Genomic DNA, 19,401 nt, shown 5'->3' with positions numbered 1-19,401 from the left:
TGCCCGAAGGGAGCCCGCATGCACGCCGACCGCCGAGTTCGCCGATTGCTCTGGCCCAAGGCCGTCGCGACCATCGCCGCCGCGGCGGCGACCCTGATCGCGCCCGCGGCGGCGGCCTCCGCCGCGACCGGCGTGCTCATCGACGAGACGTTCAGCACCCAGACGACCCCGGCCAACTTCGGTTTCCCCACCGGCGCCGCGGTGGCCAACGGCGTCCTGAACGTCACCACCGGGATGAGCAGCCACACCACGTCGGTCAAGGCGTTCGACGTGGCCGTCACCCAGCAACGAACCCTCGATCTGAGCTTCGACTGGAAGACGGCGGCCGCCAGCAGCACGTCCGCGACAGGCCTCGAATTCCGTGACAGCCAGGGCAATCTCGTGTTCGCGCTGGCCGGCACGTCCGCCGAGCTGCGGTACGGCCTGACCGGCCCGGTGTCCGATTCGAAGTCCGCCCCCGACTCGCTCGACCCGAGTTGGACCAGAACCGCCTTCGACCGCGCCAAGTGGTACACGGTGAACCTGCACCTCGACTTCACTCTGCAACGGGTGCAGTACACGATCGCCACCAAGGAGACCGCCGCCAAGGTCATGACCTCCGGCACGGCCGCCGTGACCGGAAAGAACCTGGCGAAGCTCGTCGCCTGCGACTACAACGGAACCGGTGTGCAATCCATCGACAATGTCCGCCTGAGCGTGCCGGCGAACGCGGCGAACGGGCGGCTGAAGGGCAAGTCGATGTACGCGTTCGGCGACAGCATCGTCTACGGCCACGTCTACCCGCGCGGTTTCGTGAACTTCACAGCCGAACGCGAGTCGATGAATCTGACCAAGTACGCCGTGAACGGCGCGTCGATCGGCCCCAGCTCGAACCAGATCCTCACGCAGGTGCAGCGGGCCGCCTCGAAGGCGCCCGACTACGTGGTGTTCAACGGCGGCACCAATGACGCCGACCTGGTCTACAACAAGCGGTTCAAGGTCGGCACGATGGCTCCCGGGACGGATCCGGCCAAGTTCGACAACTCCACCTACGCGGGCTCTCTGGAGACCACCATCTCCGCCATGCGGACCAAGTGGCCGACCACGCGGATCGTGTACGTCGCCGTGCACAAGCTCGGCTCGCGCGACTGGAACACGCAACTGGCCCTGCGCTCGGTGACGCTGCAGATCTGCCAGAAGTGGGGCGTCACGGTCGCGGACGTCTTCAACGACACCACTTTGGACACCCGCGTCGATGGCCAGCGGGTGGCCTACACCTTCAGCGGCTTGGTCAACGGCTATCCCGGCACGGGCGGCACCGGCACGCATCCCAACATCGCCGGCATCACCGACTTCTACGTCCCGGAGCTCACCGGCGCACTGATCCGGGCGTGACGTTGCCCCTCGGCGCACTCGTGCGTCGAGGGGTGCTGTCCCGGAGGACGACGCTCGTCGGCAGCCACACGACCTCGCCCTGGTCGCTTTCGGCCAGGGCGAGGTCGATCACGTGCCGGCCCATGGCCCGCATGGGCACCTGGACGGTGGTCAGGGCCGGATGCACGTCGGTGGCGGCGCTGATGTCGTCGAAGCCGGCGACGGCGAGATCGCGTCCCGGCACCAGATCCGCGTCGCGCAGTGCTCGCATCGCGCCTATCGCCATCACGTCGTTGACCGCGAACACCAGGTCGACGCCGCCCAGGCCGCGGCTGAGCAGCTCGGTCATGGCCAGGTGTCCACCGTCCTCGGTGAAGTCCGTCTCGACCATGGCTTCCACGTCGATGCCCGCCTGGGCGAGGCCGGCGACGAACCCGTCCGAGCGGTCGCGAGAGGTACGGAGGTCATCCGGCCCTCGCAGCACGGCGAACCGGCGGTACCCGTGCGCTACCAGTGCGCGCGCCAGGTCCTCGGCGGCGCGGTGATTGTCGATCGTGACGGTGCCGTACGGCAGGCCCGGTTGGCTCACCACGGCCACGCGCCCGCCAGCGGCCTTGTACGCGCGCAGTTCCTCGACCAGGGCGTCCTGGTCGTCACCGATCCGGCTGCCCGCGAGAATGATCGCGTGCGGCCGGTGGCCGCGCAACGTCGAGACGATCTCCAGCTCCCGGTCCGGCGACCGGTCGGTGACCGCCATGGTCACGGTCAGGCCGGCGGCCTCGGCGCCTTCGATGGCCCCCGAGGCGATGGCGGAGAAGTACGGGTCGGCGATGTCGTGCACGACCAGCGCGACCATCTTCGTCGACCCCCTTGCGGTGGCCTGGGCCGACAGGTTCGGCACGTACCCGAGCTTCGCGGCGGCCTGCAGCACGCGTGAAAGTTTCTCCTCGCCGACGTTGCGCGTGCTGCCGTTGAGCGCACGCGACGCGGTGGCCGGGGAGACGCCGGCCACCACGGCAACGTCCCGCAGCGTGGGGGAGGAGTCGCTGCGTTGCTCGGTCATGGGTCGGCGCACTCGTTTCGATCGATCCGCCATGTTCTTGTGGGTATTGACGATACGTGCTGGAATGCGTTTTCCGACAGTGGCTTCACGATGGCGTGAGGAGTGGCACGTGTTACGTGTCTTCAGGCTCGGGTTGGTCGCGGCCGCAGCGCTCGCCGCCTCGTCGCAGGTAGTCCTCGCCGCACCCGCGCACGGCTTCGCGGCCGGTGTGAGTTACTACGTCGACGCCTCGCAGGGTGACGACAATGCCTCCGGTGTGGACAGCACGCACGCGTGGCGCAGCCTCGCGCGGGTCAACCGGGCGAACTTCCATCCCGGGGACCAGATACTGCTGCGGGCCGGAGGCCGGTGGAGCGGGCAGCTGTGGCCGAAGGGCTCTGGCGCGTCGGGTTCGCCCATCACCATCGACAGGTACGGCGGCGGCGCGAACCCGCGGATCGACGGCGGGGGCCTGGTCGACGACACCGTACGGCTCGCAGACCAGGAGTTCTGGACGGTGCGGCACCTGGAGGTGACCAACCAGGCGCCCTCGACCGGCACACCGGGGGCGAACCTCAAGGACCTGCGGGGGATCCACGTCACCGGCGACAACGGCCGGCAGCTGCACGGCTTCGTCGTCGACGCGGTGAATGTCCACGACGTGACCGGCGAAGTGAACTGGATCAGCGGTGACACGTCGGGCAACGCGCCGGGGATCCACTTCAAGATGGGCTGGGATGCCTCCAAAAGGACCGGCGGCATCGTCTTCGACACCACGGTGGCCAACATCCACGCGCCCACGGCCACCGCGACGGTGTTGAACGACATCACCATCCAGAACTCCGTCATCGCCAACACGTCGTTCGCGGGCATCGTGATCAAGCAGTACACCGGCTCCGCCGCCGGCGCTGTGGCCACCGGCTGGGGAAACCGCACGAGCGCGACCGACACCAAGTTCGCCCCGCACAACAACGTGGTCATCCGCGGCAACTACATCAGCCAGGCGGGCACCGCCTACGGATGCAACGGCGTGTACATCACCGACGTCAGGCACGCGATGGTCGATCACAACGTCATCTACCGGGCCGGCACTTCCGGTATCGAGACCTACTTCGCCGACGACGTGACCATCCAGTCCAACGAGGTCGCCGAGACCAAGCCGAAGGCGGGCGGCGCGGACTCCAACGGCATCGACGCCGACAAGGGCACCACCGGGGTGGTCATCCAGTACAACTGGTCGCACGGCAACGGCGACGGCATCCTGCTGTGCCAGTTCTCGTTCGGTGACGTCGTGCTGCGCTACAACGTGATCGCGGGCAACACCAGGTACCAGGTCTATCTGCACTCCGACAAGGCCGCCAAGGCCAAGGTGCACAACAACACGATCTACACCGATCGCAGCAAGTACGCGATCTACGGCTACGGCACGTCCCTCACGTCGTCGTACGACATCACCGACAACGTCATCTATTCCACGGTGGCCGGGGCGTCCCTCACCACCAGTTCGACGGTCCGGTACGACAACAACCTGTACGGCGGCGCCTCCCTGCCGGTGCCCTCCGGCGACACGCACGCCGTCCGCGCGGATCCGCAGTTCACCGGTTCGCCGGATTGGACGGTGGGCACACCGGATTCCGGGCCGCGGCTCATCGCGGCGTACGGTCTGCGGGTCCGTTCCGGGTCGCCCGCCATCAACCGGGGAGTCGTGATCGGCGGCAACGGTGGCCGCGACTACGCGGGGACACCGCTGTACAACGGGAAACCGGACATCGGCGCGTTCGAAGTGGGGTAGGGATGCCACATCCGGCCCGGCAAACGGTGACGCTGCACGACGTGGCGGCGGCGGCCGGGGTGTCGCTGGCGACCGCGTCGCGCGTGCTGGGAGGCAGCTCACGGACCGTCGCGCCGGGACTGCGCAAGCGCGTCCTGGCCGCGGCCGAGCGGTTGCGCTACACGGCGGACGCGTCGGCCCGGGCGATGCGGGGGATGAGCGACTCGCTGGCGCTCGTCGTGGACGACCTCACGACGCCGTCGATGGCCATCATGGTGGCCGAGATGGAAAGACGGGCCCGCACGACCGGCGCGTTCGTCACCATCTCGGCGACCCGCGGCGACCCCGCACGTCAACTGGAGACCATCCGCCGGGTTCGGGCGCTGCGACCGCGGGCGCTGGTGCTCACCTCTGGCCGGGTCGATGGCGATGCCCTGTCCGGCCGGCTGCTCGCGGAACTGCGCGCCTATGAGCAGGACGGGGGCCGGGTGGTGGTCGTCGGTGACACGGACCTGCCGTTCCACTCGGTCGGATTCGACAACCACCAAGCGGCCCGGCGGCTCGGCCGCTACGTGGCCGAGTCGGGGCACCGGCGGGTCGCGATCATCGCCGGCGTTCGCGGCCAGGCCGCCGCGACGGCCAGGACCGTTGGGTTCGTCGAAGGCCTCCGGGCCGGCGGCGTCGCCGAGGCCGACGTGCGGATCGTGCACTGCGCGATGATGAGCAGGGAAGGCGGGTTTGAGGCGGCGCAACGGCTCGTCGCCGAAGGCCGGCGCGGGATCGACGCGATCATGGCGGCCAACGACCTGATCGCCGTCGGCGCGCTCCGGGCGCTGCGCCAGGCCCGCGTGGCCGTGCCGGAGGACGTGTCGTTGACCGGGTTCGACGACATCGGGCCGGCGGTCAATGTCACGCCGCGGCTCACCACGATGGCGTTGCCGATCGCGTACGCCGGGGCCGAGGCGATTCGGCTCGCGCTGGGCGAACCCGGTGCGGTCACCCACGTGACCGTCGAAGGACGTCTGGTGGTTCGCAACAGCACCGTGGAGCGGCCTGCCCCGAGCGGTTGACCGCCCGGGGCAGCGCGTGCCGCACGTCAGTCGCCGAAGCTCGTCACCGAAGACCGCGCGTGCTGGCGGAGCGGTGCTGGAGGGCGCCGATGTCCGGGACGGTCGGGATCGGGGCGCCGTTGTAGTCGATGCCGCCGTTGTTCGCGATGCCGATGCCGGCCCGAACGGCCGGCGAGCCGGCCGCGATCAGCCAGTTGAGCCCGGCCTTCAGATCGGGTCCCGTCGCCTGGGTCCCGGTGCCGCCCGCGGTCGCGTCGGCGAACTGGGGATTGCCGGTGATGGCGTGGCTCTCGCCGGCCGGGATGGACGGGCTGGTGCCGCCGTAGAGGTTGTTGCGGTAGGTCACACCGGTGCTGGTCATCGTGGCGTGGGCGTGGGTGGTGTAGAAGATGCTGTTCGTCATCGTGGTCGTGCCGTACCCGTCAACCAGCAGCGAGGCGGTGTTGTACAGGGTGTTGTTGTAGATGTAGTTCGTGGCGCCCGTGGTGCTGTCGAGGTGGATCTGGTTGATCGAGTTGTTCGCCACCACGTTGTAGCGGAACGTCGCGGTGCCGAACGCGAGGCTGCGGTTGCACGCGCAGGCGAGGTAACCCATGCCGTTGTTGTGCAGGTAGTTGTACTGGCCCACCGCGTTCGTGACACCCATGTCGAAGTCCAGGCCGTTGAGGTCGCCGCCGCCACCCTTCCGCGTGGTCCCGGTGACCTCGTTGTGCTGTGCGACGACCTGGTCGGAGTAGTCGAACTCGATGCCGGACGTGCCGACCCGGTCGACCAGGTTGTTCTGCACCAACCCGTTGCGCACGGCGTCGATGAGCATGCCGTTGGTGCCGTAGGCCGTGCCGGCCTGCGTGATGTAGTTGCCCTGGATCGTCACGTTGGTGAACGGCATGTACCGCGGGTCCGCGGCCGTGGTGCGCAGGCCCCAGCCGGTGGCCTTCGCGCCCGGCGCGTCACCGGAGTACTGCTTGAGCACGATCCCGCCCCACGAGGTGTTCTTGACCGACGAGTTCTCGATGAGGATGTCGTTGAGGATCGTCGGCCGGCTCGGCGGGGCGGCGATGTTCGGCACGGTCGTGTTGAACACGATGCCGCCGGTGTTCTTCGCCCGGTCCCAGCCCATCTGGAAGTTGATCCCGGGTCGGTTGCTCGACGATGATCCGCCGATCCAGTTGTCCACCCCGGTCACGTCGTGCGCGCTGACGCCGTCGATGGTGAACCCGGACAGGGTCTAGCTGTTGTCGCCACCGACGTGGATGGCCCGGAAGTCCTTGAGGTCCGAGGTCGAGCCGCCGGCGTAGTTGGACGCGTCGATGCCGGTGATCGTCCAGTACTGCTGGTTCCACAGCTTGACCGCGTCCGGCACCTTGCCCGCCCCGGCGAACGACGGCTTGGCCCCGGATCCGTAGCTGCCGATGGTGATGCGCGCGTCCGCGGTGCCGGAGCCCTTCGGCCACAACTGGCCGGTCCAGGAACTGCCGGCCTGGAACAGGAGGTGATCGCCGGGATGGAACGTGGTCGCGTTCACTTTCGACAACGATGCCCACGGTGAACTCGAGCTGGTGCCCGCATTCGAATCGCGCCCGGCCGTCGAAACGTAATATGTCGTGCCGGTGTCGGCCATTGCCGCGGGGGCCGCGGTGATGGAGGCGCCTGTTGTCGCCAACGCAATAGCGCTCATGGTGATCAGAACACGGTGGCTCCCGCGCAATCGGCGGGGCAGGGTCCACGTCATTGTGTTGCCTTCCGAGAGAGTTGCCGTACGTCGCCTATCGCCCGCCGGCCCTCATGGGACGGAGGTTGGTGCACGTGGTCGGCCGCAGGCCGGATGGGCGGCTACTCGCGCCGACTGCGATTCGGAAGATAGTGATCGATCACCTTAGCGTCAACAAAACGCACGTGATCGATCACCTACCATGGTCGTGGCGCGCCCGCACCGGCCCGCGCCCGATGAAAATTTCACCAGGGTTGGAGTCGACGCATGGCAGGCGAGCCCGGCAGCGGCAAGAAGAGGGCGACGATCTGGGAGGTCGCTCGAGTCGCCGGGGTGTCGCACCAGACGGTGTCGCGGTACCTGCGCGACGAGGGCGGCCTGCGGCCGGCGACCCGGGAGAAGATCGACAAGGCGGTCGCCGAGCTGGACTACAAGCCCAACCTCATCGCCCGCTCGATGCGGACCCGCCGCAGCAACCGGATCGCGATCGTGCTGCCCGAGTTGACCACCTTCGTGCCGATTCCGGTGCTCAAAGGCGCCACCGCGGCGGCCCGTGCCGCCGGGTACATCACCGACGTCGTCGGCCTGGAGGGCGACGAGAGACGTCGGGCCGAGGGCACGCTCTCGCTGCTCGACAGCCAGCAGATCGAAGGGGTGCTGTCCTTCACGCCGCTGAGCGACGAGGTGATCGCCGCCGCCGGCCGGCGGCCGATCGTCGTCTACGGCGAGTACGACGACCAGATGCACTCGCGGGGGGAGCTGGCCGACGGGAGGCCCGCCGGGATGATCGTGCGCCACCTCGCCGAGCTCGGGCACCGGCGGTTCCTGCACGTGGCCGGCTCGGACGACTGGGCGTCGGCGGTCAACCGGCGTCAGGTCTACGAGCAGACGGTCGCCGACCTCGGGCTGGAGAACTACGGGGTGGTCGAAGGCGACTGGTCGGTCGCCTCCGGTTACGAGGCCGCCCGTGACCTGCCGGTCAATTCCGGGGTGACCGCGGTGCTGGCGGCCAACGACTACGTGGCCATGGGTGTGATCCGCGGCTTTCAGGACCGCGGCGTGCGGGTGCCGCAGGACGTCAGCGTGTTCGGCTGGGACAACGAGGAGTTCACGAGGTACTTCCTGCCGAGCATCTCCACCGTCGCCTCGGATCGCGAGACGGTCGGCGGCCAGGCCATGGCCCGGCTGATCACGCTGATCCGCGACGAGCCGCAGCCGGCGATCGCCGTCGAGGGCCTGTTCACCCTGGTGCCCCGCGCCTCCAGCGGTCCGCCGCCCCGGTAGGGAACCCCGGGTGATCGATCACCTGGCGTCTCTTGACGCTGAGGGTGATCGATCACTATCTTCGCCGGTACGCCATCGGCCCAGGTCACGTCCGGCGTTGCACGGCACATCGAAGTGCTCGGGAAGGACCCCCATGACCCACCGCGTTTCTTTCACGGCATTGCGAGGATCGAGACCGCTCGTGGGGGTTGTCGCCGCATTCGTGGCCATTGCCCTGTTGTCGGCTTGTGGCGCCCCGGCCGGCCCTTCGACGTCTTCCACTTCGGCTGGCGCTATCACTCCGGAGAAGCCGTCCAGCCCGCTCAAGCTGACCATTCTCGACGGCGGCGGCGACCTCAAGGGTGGTGGTCAGGCCGCGATCGACGCGTTCGTCAAGGCGAATCCGGATCTGGTCTCGGCGGTGGACTACCAGACCGCGGCCGGGACGGACGTGACCGGGAAGATCAAGGCGCAGCAGTTGGGCGGATCGGTCAGCACCTCGCTGGTGCTCGGCGGGCCGGACGTGCTCGGCGCCGCCGAGGCACAACACGTGCTGTTGCGACAGATCCCCCAGCAGAAGGCCGGCCTGCCGGACCTGGCGAGCATTCAGGACCAGGGTCGGACCGGCTTCCAGAACATGTCGGGTGGCTACGGGCTGCTGATCGGCTACGACCAGAACGGGCCGTTCCTCGACTACAACGCCGCGATGCTCGACGCGTCACAGGTGCCGACCACCCCCGAGGCGATCCTGGCCTGGGCCAAGGCCCACCCGGGCAAGTTCGCCTACGCCAACCCGAACAACTCCGGCTCCGGGCGGGCGTTCATCGAGGCGCTGCCGCACATGCTGGGCGATGCCAACCCGTCGGACCCGGCCAACGGCTGGAGCAAGACCTGGGCCTACCTCGAACAGCTCGGCCAGTACATCAGCAGCTACCCAACCAGTTCGACGTTGCTGGCCCAGCAGTTCGGCAGCGGCCAGCTGCAGATGATTCCGACGGTCATCTCGCACGACATGTCCTTCCGGCAGTCCAGCACCTATCCGGCGACCACCGGCATCACGCTGTTCGCCGACCAGCAGTGGATCACCGACGGGCACTTCGCGATGATCCCGGCCGGGGTCAGCCCGCAGACGCTCTACGTCGACCTGAAGCTGGAGTCCTTCATGGTTTCCGCGCAGGCGCAGGCGATGCGGCTGAGCACGGGCGTGCTCACCAGCGCGAACCAGCAGGTCACCGTCGACAACGCCGGGCCCGCGGCGGCCGCGTACGTGCAGAAGTGGGGCCGCCCGGACTTCTACCCGGCCGCGCTCAAGACCGGCGCCGTGCGCACTCCGCTGCCGCCTTCGGCCCTGCAACAGGCGTTCGGCCTGTGGCAGCGCAATGTCGGCGCGAAGGCTGGAGGGTGAGCGATGGCCATCATCACAGCTGATCGGAAGCAGGGGACGTCACGGGTGGGATTCGAAACGCTGTCGCTGCGCGGAGTCACTCGCGTCTACGGCAAGAACCCGCCTGCGCTGAGCGACTTCGACCTGGAACTCGGCCGGGGCGACTTCGTGGCGCTGCTCGGCCCGTCGGGGTGCGGCAAGTCCACCGCGCTGGCCTGCCTGGCCGGCCTCCAACCGCTCACCCGCGGCTCGATCTGGCGCGACGGTGAGCGTATTGACACCAAGCCGGCCGAGAAGCGTGGCTTCGGCATGGTTTTCCAGAACTACGCGCTCTTCCCGCACCTGAGCGTGCGCCGCAACGTCGAGTTCGGACTGGTCATGCGGAAAGTGGCGCGCGGGATACGGCAGGAGCGCGCGCTGTCGGCACTGCGGACGGTGCAGCTGGAGGACCACGCTGACAAGCTGCCCACGCAGTTGTCGGGCGGGCAGCAGCAGCGCGTCGCGATCGCCCGCGCGCTCGCCATCGAGCCGGAAGTGGTGCTGATGGACGAGCCGCTGTCCAATTTGGACGCGGCGCTGCGCGTCGAGCTGCGCACCGAGATCAAGCGGATCTACCAGGAACGCGGTCTTACGGTCCTGTATGTCACGCACGACCAGGAGGAAGCGCTCTCGCTCGCCACCCGGCTGGTGGTGCTGCGCAAGGGCCGGCTGGAGCAGACCGGAACGCCGCAAGAGGTCTACACCAACCCGGGCAGCGCGTACGTCGCCGGCTTCATGGGCTACCGCAACCTGTTCCCGGCCGCCTACCGGGAACCCGGTCCGGGCCGCGAGGTACGGGTCACCGCGTTCGGCACGGCCGTGACCGGAACCCTGATCTCCGATGGGCGCCTGGATCCCGGTGCGGACGTGACCGTCGCGATCCGTCCGGAGGACCTGACCATCGGCACGGAGACGAATCTGAACGCGATCAAGGCTGTCGCCGAAGTGGTCGAGTACCACGGACGCGAACTGTCGGTCCAGGCCCGCACCGCCACCGGCGGCATGCTGCACCTGAAGACCACCGAGCCGGTCATGGCCGGATCCACCGTCGCGCTCACCGCCCGCCCGGACCGGATCCTGGTCTACCGCGGCGGACTCGAGGCCGGTGCGCCATGACCGAGCTGCTCACCACCGCCCGCCCACCGCGCCAACCGCTTCGCCACCGGCTGGCCGAGCGGGGCATCGACTACTCGCTGCTGCTGCTCGTCCCCGCCGTGGCCGTGATCGCTGGGTTGTTCCTCTATCCCTTCCTCTACGGCATCTCCATCTCGTTCGAGCCGCAGGCCGGCGGCGGCGCACTGGCCAACTACACGAGCTTTTTCAGCGACTCGTATCAATTCGGCTCCGTGCTGCGGACCTTGCGCCTGGCACTGCCGGTCGCCCTGGTCAGCGTCGGGCTCGCCGCGCCGCTGGCCTACCGGTGCCGGCGTGATTTCCGCGGCCGCCGGCTGGTCACGCTGGTGGTGATGCTGCCGATCACCTTCGGCAGCATCCTGATCGCCCAGGGCATGCCTAGGGTCTTCTCGCCCTACGGCTGGGTGAACCTGCTGCTCAAGGACATCGGACTGGGCGCGGCCGACCTGCTCTACAACTACTGGGGCACCTTCATCGCGGCCGTGCTCACCAGCCTGCCGCTGTCCTTCCTGCTGCTGATGGGATTCTTCGGCGGCATCGACCGCTCCCTCGAACACGCCGCCGCCACGCTCGGCGCCGGCCGGGCGGCCCGCTTCTGGCGGATCATCCTGCCGTTGGCCGCCCCCGGCCTGCTGACCACGTTCATGCTCGCCTGTGTGGAAGCGTTCGCGATCTTCCCGTCGGCCATTCTCGTCGGCCAGCCGGACAACCAGACCCACGTGCTGACCATCCCGATCTACCAGGCCGCGTCGCAGAACTCGGACTACACCCAGGCCTCGGCCATCGCCGTCGTGCTCACCGTGATCGAGCTGGTGATCCTGGGCCTCGCCGTGGCCGTGCGCGGCCGGCTGTTCACGGGTTCGGCCACCGGCGGGAAGGGATGATCATGGCCAGCACGACATTCGCGGCGCCGGCCGCGTCGAGGTTCGCGCGCCGCCGCGTCACCGTCACGGCTGTCCTGACGTGGACACTGGCCGGGCTGTTCGCGGCGACCCTGCTCGCGGTGCTCGCGTCGGTGATCGTCACGGCACTGTCCACATCGTGGGGCGGGAGTTGGCTGCCCAGTGGCTACACGCTGTCCTGGTTCCGGAAGGCGTGGGACACCCCGGGCCTGGCCAACTCGATCGGCGTCACCTTCGAGGTCGCCGTCGCGGACGTCGCCATCGCCCTACTGGCCGGGGTGCCCGCCGGATATGTGCTGGCGCGCAAGAAGTTCCCCGGCCGCAACGTGATCATGCTGTTCGCCCTGCTGCCGGTGATCCTGCCGCCGCTGACCTACGCGGTGCAGATCGCGGCGCTGATGTACCGGCTCGGCATCGGCGGCACCCTGCTGTCGGTGATCCTGGTCAACCTCGTGCCGATCCTCCCGCTGGTCATCCTGATCACCGTGCCGTTCGTCGAACAGATCTCGCCCGACGTCGAACACGCCGCCAAGGTCTTCGGCGCCGACAACCTGCGGCTGTTCACCCGGGTCCTGGTGCCGCTGCTGGTGCCCGGCATCGTCGCGGCCGGCGTGCTCAGTCTGGTGCGGGTGCTCGGTTCGTTCGAGCTGACCTTCTTCGTCTCCGGCGCACAGACCCAGACCCTGGTGGTGACCATCTTCGGCGCCCTGTCCGACCCTGGTGGCCCGCCAGCCGGTCTCACGGCCGCGATGACCGTGTTCTACATGGCCATCGCGCTGCTGGGCCTGATGATCAGCCTGTGGTTCGCCAATCCCGCCCAGACCCTCGCCCAGCCGGCCCGCCACACCATCTGACCCGATTGGACCAATATGACCGACCCCGTCAGTATGGCGATCATCGGCGCCGGCAGCATCGCCGAGGGCAGCCACTTACCCGCCATCCGTGCCCAGGGTACCGAGACCCGGGTGCGCGCGGTCGTCGATGTCGATCTCGACCGGGCCCGCGCCGTGGCCGAACGGTGGCAGATCCCCGCCGCCTACGACGATCTGGACCAGATGCTGCGCGAGGTCGCGCCTGATCTGGCGGTCGTCTGCACCCCGCCGGTCGCCCATCGCGACGCCGTCGTCGCCTGCCTCGACGCGGGCGCGTGGGTGTGGTGCGAAAAGCCGCCGGTGCTCTCGCTCGCCGAATACGACGAGATCTCGGCGCACGAGGCGGTCGGCGGGCCGTACGTCTCGTACGTCTTCCAACACCGCTTCGGCTCCGGTGCCCGGGCGCTGCGCGAGCACATCCGCTCCGGCCGGCTCGGCACTCCGCTGGTCGGGGTGTGCCACACCCTGTGGTACCGCGACGATGCCTACTACCAGGTGCCGTGGCGCGGCCGGTGGAGCACCGAGGGCGGCGGCCCGACCATGGGCCACGGCATCCACCAGATGGACTTGATGCTCGCGCTCATGGGCGAGTGGACGGAGGTGCGCGCCGCGACTGGCACGCTGGCCCGCGACATCGAGACCGAAGACGTCTCCATGGCCATCGTGCGCTTCGCGTCCGGCGCCATGACCGCCATGGTCAACAGCGTCCTTTCCCCGCGCGAGACCAGTTATCTGCGCATCGACTTTCCCGAAGCCACCGTCGAGCTGAGTCACCTCTACGGCTACGACAACAGCAACTGGCGCTGGACGCCCAGCCCGCATCGCGCCGACGACACCCCCGCCGCGCTCGGCGCACCCGAGGACAATGACGCCAGCAGCCATGCGGCACAACTGCGACCCCTGCTCGCTGACCTACGCCACGGCCGCCGACCCGCGGCCAGCGGCGACGACGGCCGCCGGGTCCTCGCGTTCATCGCGGCGCTCTACGCGTCGGCGGCCACTGGAGAACCCGTCACCCCGGACCAGATCACGCGGGAAAACCCCTTCTACCACTCCATGAGCGGGCGCGAGGAGAACGTGCATGCCTGACGGTCCGATGAATCCGCGAATCGTGCAGGCCGGGGGCTTCCTGGCCGTGCGTGTGGGGGACGTGGAGCTGTTCCGCTATGTGTGCCGGCCGGTGACGACGCCGTTCGAGGGCCCGAAGCCGTACCTGCATCCGGTGCGCACGCTGGTGGGTGACGTCGTCACGGCCTATCGGCCGCACGACCACCGGTGGCACAAGGGAATCCAGATGACCGCCACCGATGTCTCTGGTCAGAACTTCTGGGGCGGCGTCACCTACGTGCGCGACAAAGGCTATGTCGATCTGCCGAACGTCGGCGCCATGCGATCCGAGGAACTCGTCGTGATCGACACCACGTCGGATTGTGTCGCCTTCACGGAAAGGCTGACCTGGCACACCCAGGCCGGCGAGCACTGGGTGGACGAGGTGCGAGAGTTCGCCGTCCAGGATATCGACGGCGAGTCCTGGGCGCTGCTGTTCACCACCGAGCTGACGAACGTGCGCGGCGAGCCGCTCGTCTTCGGCAGCCCGACGACCAACGGGCGGGACCTGGCCGGGTACACCGGTCTGTTCTGGCGCGGGCCGAGGGAGTTCACCGACGGTGAGATCATCGCGGCGGACGGGCAGGCCGGTCCGGACCTGATGGGCAAGGAGGCGGCGTGGCTCGCCTATGTCGGGCACCACGACGAGGTGGATCGCTCGTCCACCCTGCTGTTCCTCGACCACCCCGACAACGGGGTCACCCGCTGGTTCGTGCGTGAGACCCCGTTTCCGGCGGTGAACCCGTCGTTCGCCTTCTTCGACCCGCTTGAGCTGGCGCCGGGGGAGAAGCTGAGCCTGCGCTACCGCGTCGTCGTCGCGACCGGAGCTTGGGACCGCACGCGGATCGAGTCCTATGTGGAGGGTCATCCATGGTGACGCCGTTGCCGGGTGCGGTCGGCGTGTCGGGACTGGACGTCTACGACTGGCCGACGGCGGACGGGGTGTGCGGCGGATCGCCGCACGTCCACCTGACCTGTGCCGAGTGCTATGTGGTCGTGGCCGGCGTCGGCCGAGTGCAGACGCTGACCCCTCGCGGCTTCGCCGAGACGCCGCTGCGGGCCGGGACCGTCGCCTGGTTCACCCCAGGCACGATCCACCGGCTGGTCAACGACAACGGTCTGCGGATCGTGGTCGTCATGCAGAACAGCGGCCTGCCGGAAGCCGGCGACGCGGTGTTCACGTTCCCGCCCGACACGCTCGCCGACCCGAGCGCGTACGCCGACGCCGCGGCCGCCGACGATGAACAGGCCGCGCTCCGGCGTCGGGACCGGGCGATCGAGGGGTTCCTCGAACTGCGCGGACAGATCGACCACGGCAACAGTGCCGCGCTCAGCGAGTTCTACCAGGCGGCTGTCCGGTTGAAGCGCGGCTCGTTCGCCGACTGGGAGCGGCGGTGGCGCGCAGGTGCGTTGGCAGCGGCGCACGCGACGGGGGAGCACCTGGCCAGCCTTGGCGCCGGGGACCTCACTCATCTCGCCGAGGCCGACATCCATGTCCTGGCCCCACCGACCGCACAGCGACTCGGCATGTGCGGCCGGCTCGATGTCTACGATGCCTCGGCCGGAATGTCGCCGCATGACTGAGCTTTCGAAGAGATGTTGTTCGCGCGCCTGAGTGGACGTTTTACACCGCGGCGGGGAGAACCGGGCCGGCGTGCCGTCGCCTGTGGGGTTCCAAAAGTCTGTCACCGGCGTTGACCGGTAGTTTCACGCGGCTCGTTCGTACTCGTTGATCAGGCCTCCGAGGAGTCGCTGTCGTTTGATCCGCTGGGATTCAGGTTCGCCACGGGGTAGGTCGCCCGGGGTGGGCGGAGCTCGCAGGACCGGTGCGGCCGTCGACCGTGGTAGTGCCGGATGTACTCGGCGAGCACGGCGTTGAGATGCTGCTGGCCCAGGATCAGCATGCGGTCGGTGAGCTCGGCTCTGGCGGTGAGCACGAAGCGTTCGGCGTAGTAGTTCGCCCGTGGGCAGCGCGGCGGGATCTTGACCGTCGTGATGCCCACGTCGGCCAGAACGGCGTCGAACGAGGCCGCGAACTGGCCAGCCCGGTCGCGGACGAGAAACCGGAACTCGTCGACCCGATCACCGAAGCAGCGGGGCGGCGGCCAGCAGGCTGTACGTGCCGAAAACACCATCCGTGCAGGTCAAGCGGCAGATCGATACTCGTGGATGACTCCACCAAGACGATCTTGTCGACGTACGGTGAGGCGATCGATCCGTTCAGCCTCGAGGGCCTCGGGCGGGGCCTGCAACGGTGCTGCTGCCGCGAGTGATCGATGAGTCCGGTGCACGTTGTAGTGGCGTTGGTACTCGTGAAGCGCATGCCGAAGGTGGGCTTCGTTCCAGATCAGCATGCGGTCCAGCAGTTCGGTACGCAGAGTCTTTACCCAGCGCTCCATGATCGAGTTCATGCGGGGCGTCCGGACAGCGGTCAGCACCGTGGTGATCCCCACCTCGCTGAGGATCTCGCCGATCAGCGTGGGGTACTTGGCGTCGCGGTCGCGAATGAGGAACCTGATCTGCGTGAGGCTTCCGGCGTCCTCAAGGTCCATGAGCAAGTTGCGGACGGCCTGGGTCACCGAGGCATGCGTCGGGTGCGCGGTGACGCCGAGAATGCGCGCGCGTCGGCCGGCGTGGTGGATGGCGGCGAGGATGTACTGGCGCTGCCCAATCAAGGTGATGGTTTCGATGAAGTCGATCGCCAGGATCGCCTCGGCCTGGGAGCGTAGGAAGGCAGTCCAGGTCACGGTCGCGCGCTGCGGGGACGGCTCGATGCCGGCTGACTTGAGGATCTCCCATACGGTTGACGCGGCGACGGCGACGCCGAGGAGGGCGAGTTCGCCGTGGATGCGTCGGTAGCCCCGGGATGGGTTCTCGGCCGCCAGGCGCAGGACGAGGCGGCGGACCGAGGCCACGGTGCGCGGACGTCCAGGCCTTCGACGCCGGCTCGCGCGGGCGTGGCGACGCTTCACCACGTCACGATGCCACCGCAGCACCGTGTCCGGGCTGACCAGCAGTCGGAGTCGGCGCAGAGTTGCGCGGGCCAGCGGCGTGAAGAGTGCTGCGAGGAACGCTCTGTCCTCGGGTCGGAGTTGTGGGCGTTGGTCGCCGAGTTGTCGTTGCAAGACGGTCAGTTGGTGGCGTAGAGCGAGGATCTCGACGTCCTTCTCGCGGTCGCTCATGGGCAGTAGCCGCAGCGCGGCGAAGGCGTGGGCGACGGCGAGATAGGCGAAGCGGATCAGCACGAGCCGGATCATGCCGGACGGCTACCAGCCACGACCGATGGCTGTGACCTGCACGGACGTACTTTCCGGCACGTACAAGGTGAGATTCCGGCGCTTGCTCGGCTACGGCAACGGCGCGAGCACGATGGGGAAGAGCATGACGGCGCCTCGGTTCCGGGTGTGGCCGGGTGGGGACTGGCACCTCGAAACGGGGACGTCATCGTGTCCGGATCCTTGACATCCAAGCCTGGCGAGTGGGCCTTGGCGTCGGATCGGCTGGCGAAATCGCCTTGACGACCGGGACGGGACACTCGGCCGGCGGACGTGGCGCGGGCTCCCGCTGCGGCCGGATCCAGCGCACGTCGCCGTGCCCGACCGAGGCCGAGATCAGCCGGGCGGAGATGTCGATCTGGCTGCGCTACCGTGGTAGGTGACCCTTGGCTCGTCGGCTATCGCACGTCTTCCTTGATGCGGTCGAGCGCGTCGAGCACCTTGGCTGCCAGGTCTGAGAGCATCTTTCCCTTGCCGGGGTCGACCTTCTCGGCCAGCAGGGCCTGTTCCACGGTCGTGCGCCGTTGATCGTACGTCTGGCTCATGAGACTTCCTCTGGACTGCTCACGCCCTCGGATCCTGACCTGGTGACTTCCTGGCCGGACTATTCGATGTCGATACGGCGTCATCCGTGATGCTACGCCCATCGACACCCACGCGTGGAAGTGCGCGAGGTGGAAGGCGGCGTAGTCTAGGTGGTACCGAGAGCACCTCGCGCGTCGGCAGTCACGCCGGCACCGTCCTCGGCACATCACACAACGGTCGCCAAGCGATCGAGTACAGGAGCACCGACATGTTGTCGGGCCCACACATTCACGTCAGCCCCGCGCCGATACGGCCGCAGCCGCTTCGGTTGAGTCTCAAACCCCAAGCGCCGACCACCGGCCACGTCGATGGCGGCTGGTGGCCCCGGTCCCGAGATCTGGCCACGGAACTGCCCGCGCTGGCCGCGGCGCTGGACGTCCGGCTGGGACCGGTGCATCGGATGGCGTTCGCCATGACCTCCTGGGGCTCGACGCCGCGTTGTGTCGAGGTCGATGGTCGGCGCGTCCGGTTGGACGGATTCCACTTCCAGGACAAAGACATTGTACACGTGCGCGGGCTGGACGGGCGGCGCGTCAGTCTGCTGGTGATCCCGCCGGAGGCGTCCGAGGCCGCCGGCCATGACGCGGTGATGGCCGCTGGTCGACGCGACAACGCCGATAGCCCGGCGACGATCCTGGCCGCGTCTCGTGTCCTGGCCGGTAAACCGATCCCTGACCCTCGTGTGGCTGCCGACGATGCCGAGGACCGCTGGGAGGGCGACGGGGGTCGCGTTGGCCGGCGGAGCTAGAGTGCCGCCGGCGGTGGTGCGGCGGTGGCTGTGATCATCCACATGTCAGCCCCGTCGCGCGCCCCGGTCACGTCACGACCGCCGCAGATCTTGAATGTGGCTACTGATAAGGGGTCCACCGGGCGGTGGTGTGGGCTGCGCGAAGGGATCGCAGCCGCAGCCGCAGCTCCACGCCGACTGCCGGATTCAGATAGGCGATGGGCAGCCCGACCGCGGCTAGCTTGAGTTCCCGAAGCTCGCGTAGGACCGGGAACCCCGGCCACGTGGTGATGTCGACGCCGTACGCGTCGACAAACTGACGATGGACGTCCACCGTGCGTCCGAAGCGCAGCTGGCTGACCGCGAGCGGCACCAAGTCCCATTCCCGGGGCCCGACACACACCGTGTCCAGGTCGCACAGCACCGGTCCGGCCGGTGTCGTGATCATGTTGCCCAGGTGCGCGTCGCCGTGGATCACCCCGGCCGGCAGCGGATAGTCCAACGCGGCCAGCGCGGATTCGACCGCCCCGCAGCGCCGCGACAGGAAGTCGACGTCACCCCGGTCCCACCCATGCGTGGCGGTGATCCTGCTGCGCAGGTCGGCGATCGGGTTCCAGCTCGGGAGCCCGAGACCGGCGGTCCGAAGGCGGTGCAGTCGGGTGAGCAGGTCACCGAGCTGAACGGCGGTCGGTGTCGAGCCGGTGTCGATGACCTCCTTCCAGAAGCTCACCGCGTGCCGATCGAGGTGCACCGGGTTCGGTATGCCCAGCAACGGTCTTACCGCCGGTATTCCGTGGGCGGCCAGCATCCGTCCGGCGGCCACGGCGGTGTGGGCTCGATGCGCCAGCCCTTCGATCAGCGTGACGCGGACCATGACCCGATGCCGAACCAGCCGGAACACCGCGTTGTTGACCAGACGAACCAGTGTGGCGCCGGCGGGGTCCAACCCGACCTGCCGGCACGCCTGGGCCAGCACCGCCCACGGCGCACGCGGGTCGGATCCTGAGTCCACCGGGTGAGTGCTCAACCTAGATCCCTTGCTCAGGCGGGGGCGCAGGAGTGGTTCGCCCGCGGCCACGCCGCGTGGAGGCATGCGGGCACCGTGTGTCCGTGATCGGGGATGCCTCCGGGATCACGCAGGGTCCTGGCGCGGCATGAAGCACGCT

At 68.5% G+C, this 19,401-nt stretch carries 19 protein-coding genes; 12 read left to right on the top strand and 7 right to left on the bottom strand.

Features of this window, described 5'->3' with window-relative positions:
- Positions 1-18: 18 nt before the first annotated feature.
- The gene (locus tag AB0M73_RS16820; RefSeq protein ID WP_363891510.1) at positions 19-1,374 is read left to right on the top strand and encodes an SGNH/GDSL hydrolase family protein; all 1,356 of its coding nucleotides are present in this window, start codon (positions 19-21) and stop codon (positions 1,372-1,374) included.
- Here the strand turns inward: AB0M73_RS16820 and AB0M73_RS16815 are convergent.
- Positions 1,349-2,416, bottom strand: coding sequence for a LacI family DNA-binding transcriptional regulator (locus tag AB0M73_RS16815; protein WP_363891509.1), 1,068 nt, complete (start codon positions 2,414-2,416; stop codon positions 1,349-1,351). The two genes, AB0M73_RS16820 and AB0M73_RS16815, sit on opposite strands and share 26 nt — an antisense overlap.
- Positions 2,417-2,525: 109 nt before the next feature.
- On the opposite strand from AB0M73_RS16815, the gene AB0M73_RS16810 reads away from it, so the two are divergent.
- Positions 2,526-4,187 (top strand): right-handed parallel beta-helix repeat-containing protein, encoded by a 1,662-nt coding sequence (locus AB0M73_RS16810; protein WP_363891508.1) that lies wholly within the window; start codon positions 2,526-2,528, stop codon positions 4,185-4,187.
- 2 nt (positions 4,188-4,189) lie between these two features.
- Positions 4,190-5,236 carry a LacI family DNA-binding transcriptional regulator gene (locus AB0M73_RS16805; protein ID WP_363891507.1) on the top strand — a complete coding sequence of 349 codons (1,047 nt, stop codon included), beginning with the start codon at positions 4,190-4,192 and terminating at the stop codon, positions 5,234-5,236.
- A gap of 43 nt (positions 5,237-5,279) precedes the next feature.
- On the opposite strand, the gene AB0M73_RS16800 is transcribed toward AB0M73_RS16805, so the two are convergent.
- Positions 5,280-6,422: a right-handed parallel beta-helix repeat-containing protein gene (locus AB0M73_RS16800; RefSeq protein WP_363891506.1), complete on the bottom strand. Its 1,143-nt coding sequence runs from the start codon at positions 6,420-6,422 to the stop codon at positions 5,280-5,282.
- Between the two features lie 42 nt (positions 6,423-6,464).
- A complete protein-coding gene (locus AB0M73_RS16795) occupies positions 6,465-6,761 on the bottom strand; it encodes a hypothetical protein (protein ID WP_363891505.1) in 297 nt (98 codons plus the stop codon).
- Between the two features lie 453 nt (positions 6,762-7,214).
- Between AB0M73_RS16795 and AB0M73_RS16790 the strand changes: the two genes are divergently transcribed.
- The 8 genes from AB0M73_RS16790 to AB0M73_RS16755 all read left to right on the top strand — a co-directional run bounded on the left by AB0M73_RS16790 (position 7,215) and on the right by AB0M73_RS16755 (position 15,232).
- Entirely contained in the window at positions 7,215-8,231 is a 1,017-nt protein-coding gene (locus tag AB0M73_RS16790; RefSeq protein WP_363891504.1) for a LacI family DNA-binding transcriptional regulator, read from the top strand.
- A 181-nt stretch (positions 8,232-8,412) separates the two neighbouring features.
- Positions 8,413-9,615 (top strand): extracellular solute-binding protein, encoded by a 1,203-nt coding sequence (locus tag AB0M73_RS16785; protein WP_363891503.1) that lies wholly within the window; start codon positions 8,413-8,415, stop codon positions 9,613-9,615.
- A 45-nt stretch (positions 9,616-9,660) separates the two neighbouring features.
- Entirely contained in the window at positions 9,661-10,749 is a 1,089-nt protein-coding gene (locus AB0M73_RS16780) for an ABC transporter ATP-binding protein (RefSeq protein WP_363891502.1), read from the top strand.
- The gene (locus AB0M73_RS16775) at positions 10,746-11,651 is read left to right on the top strand and encodes an ABC transporter permease subunit (RefSeq protein WP_363891501.1); all 906 of its coding nucleotides are present in this window, start codon (positions 10,746-10,748) and stop codon (positions 11,649-11,651) included. The genes AB0M73_RS16780 and AB0M73_RS16775 overlap by 4 nt, the downstream gene beginning before the upstream one ends.
- 2 nt (positions 11,652-11,653) lie before the next feature.
- Positions 11,654-12,523: an ABC transporter permease subunit gene (locus AB0M73_RS16770; RefSeq protein ID WP_363891500.1), complete on the top strand. Its 870-nt coding sequence runs from the start codon at positions 11,654-11,656 to the stop codon at positions 12,521-12,523.
- Positions 12,524-12,538: 15 nt separating this feature from the next.
- Positions 12,539-13,630 carry a Gfo/Idh/MocA family oxidoreductase gene (locus tag AB0M73_RS16765; protein WP_363891499.1) on the top strand — a complete coding sequence of 364 codons (1,092 nt, stop codon included), beginning with the start codon at positions 12,539-12,541 and terminating at the stop codon, positions 13,628-13,630.
- Entirely contained in the window at positions 13,623-14,525 is a 903-nt protein-coding gene (locus AB0M73_RS16760; protein WP_363891498.1) for a PmoA family protein, read from the top strand. The genes AB0M73_RS16765 and AB0M73_RS16760 overlap by 8 nt, the downstream gene beginning before the upstream one ends.
- Positions 14,519-15,232 carry a cupin domain-containing protein gene (locus AB0M73_RS16755; RefSeq protein ID WP_363891497.1) on the top strand — a complete coding sequence of 238 codons (714 nt, stop codon included), beginning with the start codon at positions 14,519-14,521 and terminating at the stop codon, positions 15,230-15,232. The genes AB0M73_RS16760 and AB0M73_RS16755 overlap by 7 nt, the downstream gene beginning before the upstream one ends.
- A 149-nt stretch (positions 15,233-15,381) precedes the next feature.
- On the opposite strand, the gene AB0M73_RS16750 is transcribed toward AB0M73_RS16755, so the two are convergent.
- The 3 genes from AB0M73_RS16750 to AB0M73_RS16740 all read right to left on the bottom strand — a co-directional run bounded on the left by AB0M73_RS16750 (position 15,382) and on the right by AB0M73_RS16740 (position 17,468).
- Positions 15,382-15,783 carry an integrase core domain-containing protein gene (locus tag AB0M73_RS16750; protein WP_363891496.1) on the bottom strand — a complete coding sequence of 134 codons (402 nt, stop codon included), beginning with the start codon at positions 15,781-15,783 and terminating at the stop codon, positions 15,382-15,384.
- 9 nt (positions 15,784-15,792) lie between these two features.
- Positions 15,793-16,905 carry an integrase core domain-containing protein gene (locus AB0M73_RS16745; protein ID WP_363891495.1) on the bottom strand — a complete coding sequence of 371 codons (1,113 nt, stop codon included), beginning with the start codon at positions 16,903-16,905 and terminating at the stop codon, positions 15,793-15,795.
- Positions 16,906-17,321: 416 nt separating this feature from the next.
- Positions 17,322-17,468, bottom strand: coding sequence for a DUF6307 family protein (locus tag AB0M73_RS16740; protein WP_363891494.1), 147 nt, complete (start codon positions 17,466-17,468; stop codon positions 17,322-17,324).
- A 248-nt stretch (positions 17,469-17,716) separates the two neighbouring features.
- Here AB0M73_RS16740 and AB0M73_RS16735 point away from each other — a divergent pair, with 248 nt between their 5' ends.
- The gene (locus tag AB0M73_RS16735; protein ID WP_363891493.1) at positions 17,717-18,256 is read left to right on the top strand and encodes a DUF5994 family protein; all 540 of its coding nucleotides are present in this window, start codon (positions 17,717-17,719) and stop codon (positions 18,254-18,256) included.
- Positions 18,257-18,356: 100 nt separating this feature from the next.
- On the opposite strand, the gene AB0M73_RS16730 is transcribed toward AB0M73_RS16735, so the two are convergent.
- Entirely contained in the window at positions 18,357-19,247 is an 891-nt protein-coding gene (locus tag AB0M73_RS16730) for an aminoglycoside phosphotransferase family protein (protein WP_363891492.1), read from the bottom strand.
- Between the last annotated feature and the right edge of the window lie 154 nt (positions 19,248-19,401).

This window comes from Kutzneria sp. NPDC051319, assembly GCF_040682195.1.
GTDB lineage: Bacteria > Actinomycetota > Actinomycetes > Mycobacteriales > Pseudonocardiaceae > Kutzneria.
The sequence above is the reverse complement of the archived record's forward strand: the minus strand, read 5'-3'. Positions and strand labels throughout refer to the sequence as shown.

Coding starts and splice junctions, on each gene's coding strand:
- AB0M73_RS16820 (WP_363891510.1), top strand. CDS start 19: ATGCACGCCGACCGCCGAGTTCGCCGATTGCTCTGGCCCAAGGCCGTC.
- AB0M73_RS16815 (WP_363891509.1), bottom strand. CDS start 2,416: ATGACCGAGCAACGCAGCGACTCCTCCCCCACGCTGCGGGACGTTGCC.
- AB0M73_RS16805 (WP_363891507.1), top strand. CDS start 4,190: ATGCCACATCCGGCCCGGCAAACGGTGACGCTGCACGACGTGGCGGCG.
- AB0M73_RS16790 (WP_363891504.1), top strand. CDS start 7,215: ATGGCAGGCGAGCCCGGCAGCGGCAAGAAGAGGGCGACGATCTGGGAG.
- AB0M73_RS16775 (WP_363891501.1), top strand. CDS start 10,746: ATGACCGAGCTGCTCACCACCGCCCGCCCACCGCGCCAACCGCTTCGC.
- AB0M73_RS16770 (WP_363891500.1), top strand. CDS start 11,654: ATGGCCAGCACGACATTCGCGGCGCCGGCCGCGTCGAGGTTCGCGCGC.
- AB0M73_RS16765 (WP_363891499.1), top strand. CDS start 12,539: ATGACCGACCCCGTCAGTATGGCGATCATCGGCGCCGGCAGCATCGCC.
- AB0M73_RS16760 (WP_363891498.1), top strand. CDS start 13,623: ATGCCTGACGGTCCGATGAATCCGCGAATCGTGCAGGCCGGGGGCTTC.
- AB0M73_RS16755 (WP_363891497.1), top strand. CDS start 14,519: ATGGTGACGCCGTTGCCGGGTGCGGTCGGCGTGTCGGGACTGGACGTC.
- AB0M73_RS16750 (WP_363891496.1), bottom strand. CDS start 15,783: ATGGTGTTTTCGGCACGTACAGCCTGCTGGCCGCCGCCCCGCTGCTTC.
- AB0M73_RS16745 (WP_363891495.1), bottom strand. CDS start 16,905: ATGATCCGGCTCGTGCTGATCCGCTTCGCCTATCTCGCCGTCGCCCAC.
- AB0M73_RS16740 (WP_363891494.1), bottom strand. CDS start 17,468: ATGAGCCAGACGTACGATCAACGGCGCACGACCGTGGAACAGGCCCTG.
- AB0M73_RS16735 (WP_363891493.1), top strand. CDS start 17,717: ATGTTGTCGGGCCCACACATTCACGTCAGCCCCGCGCCGATACGGCCG.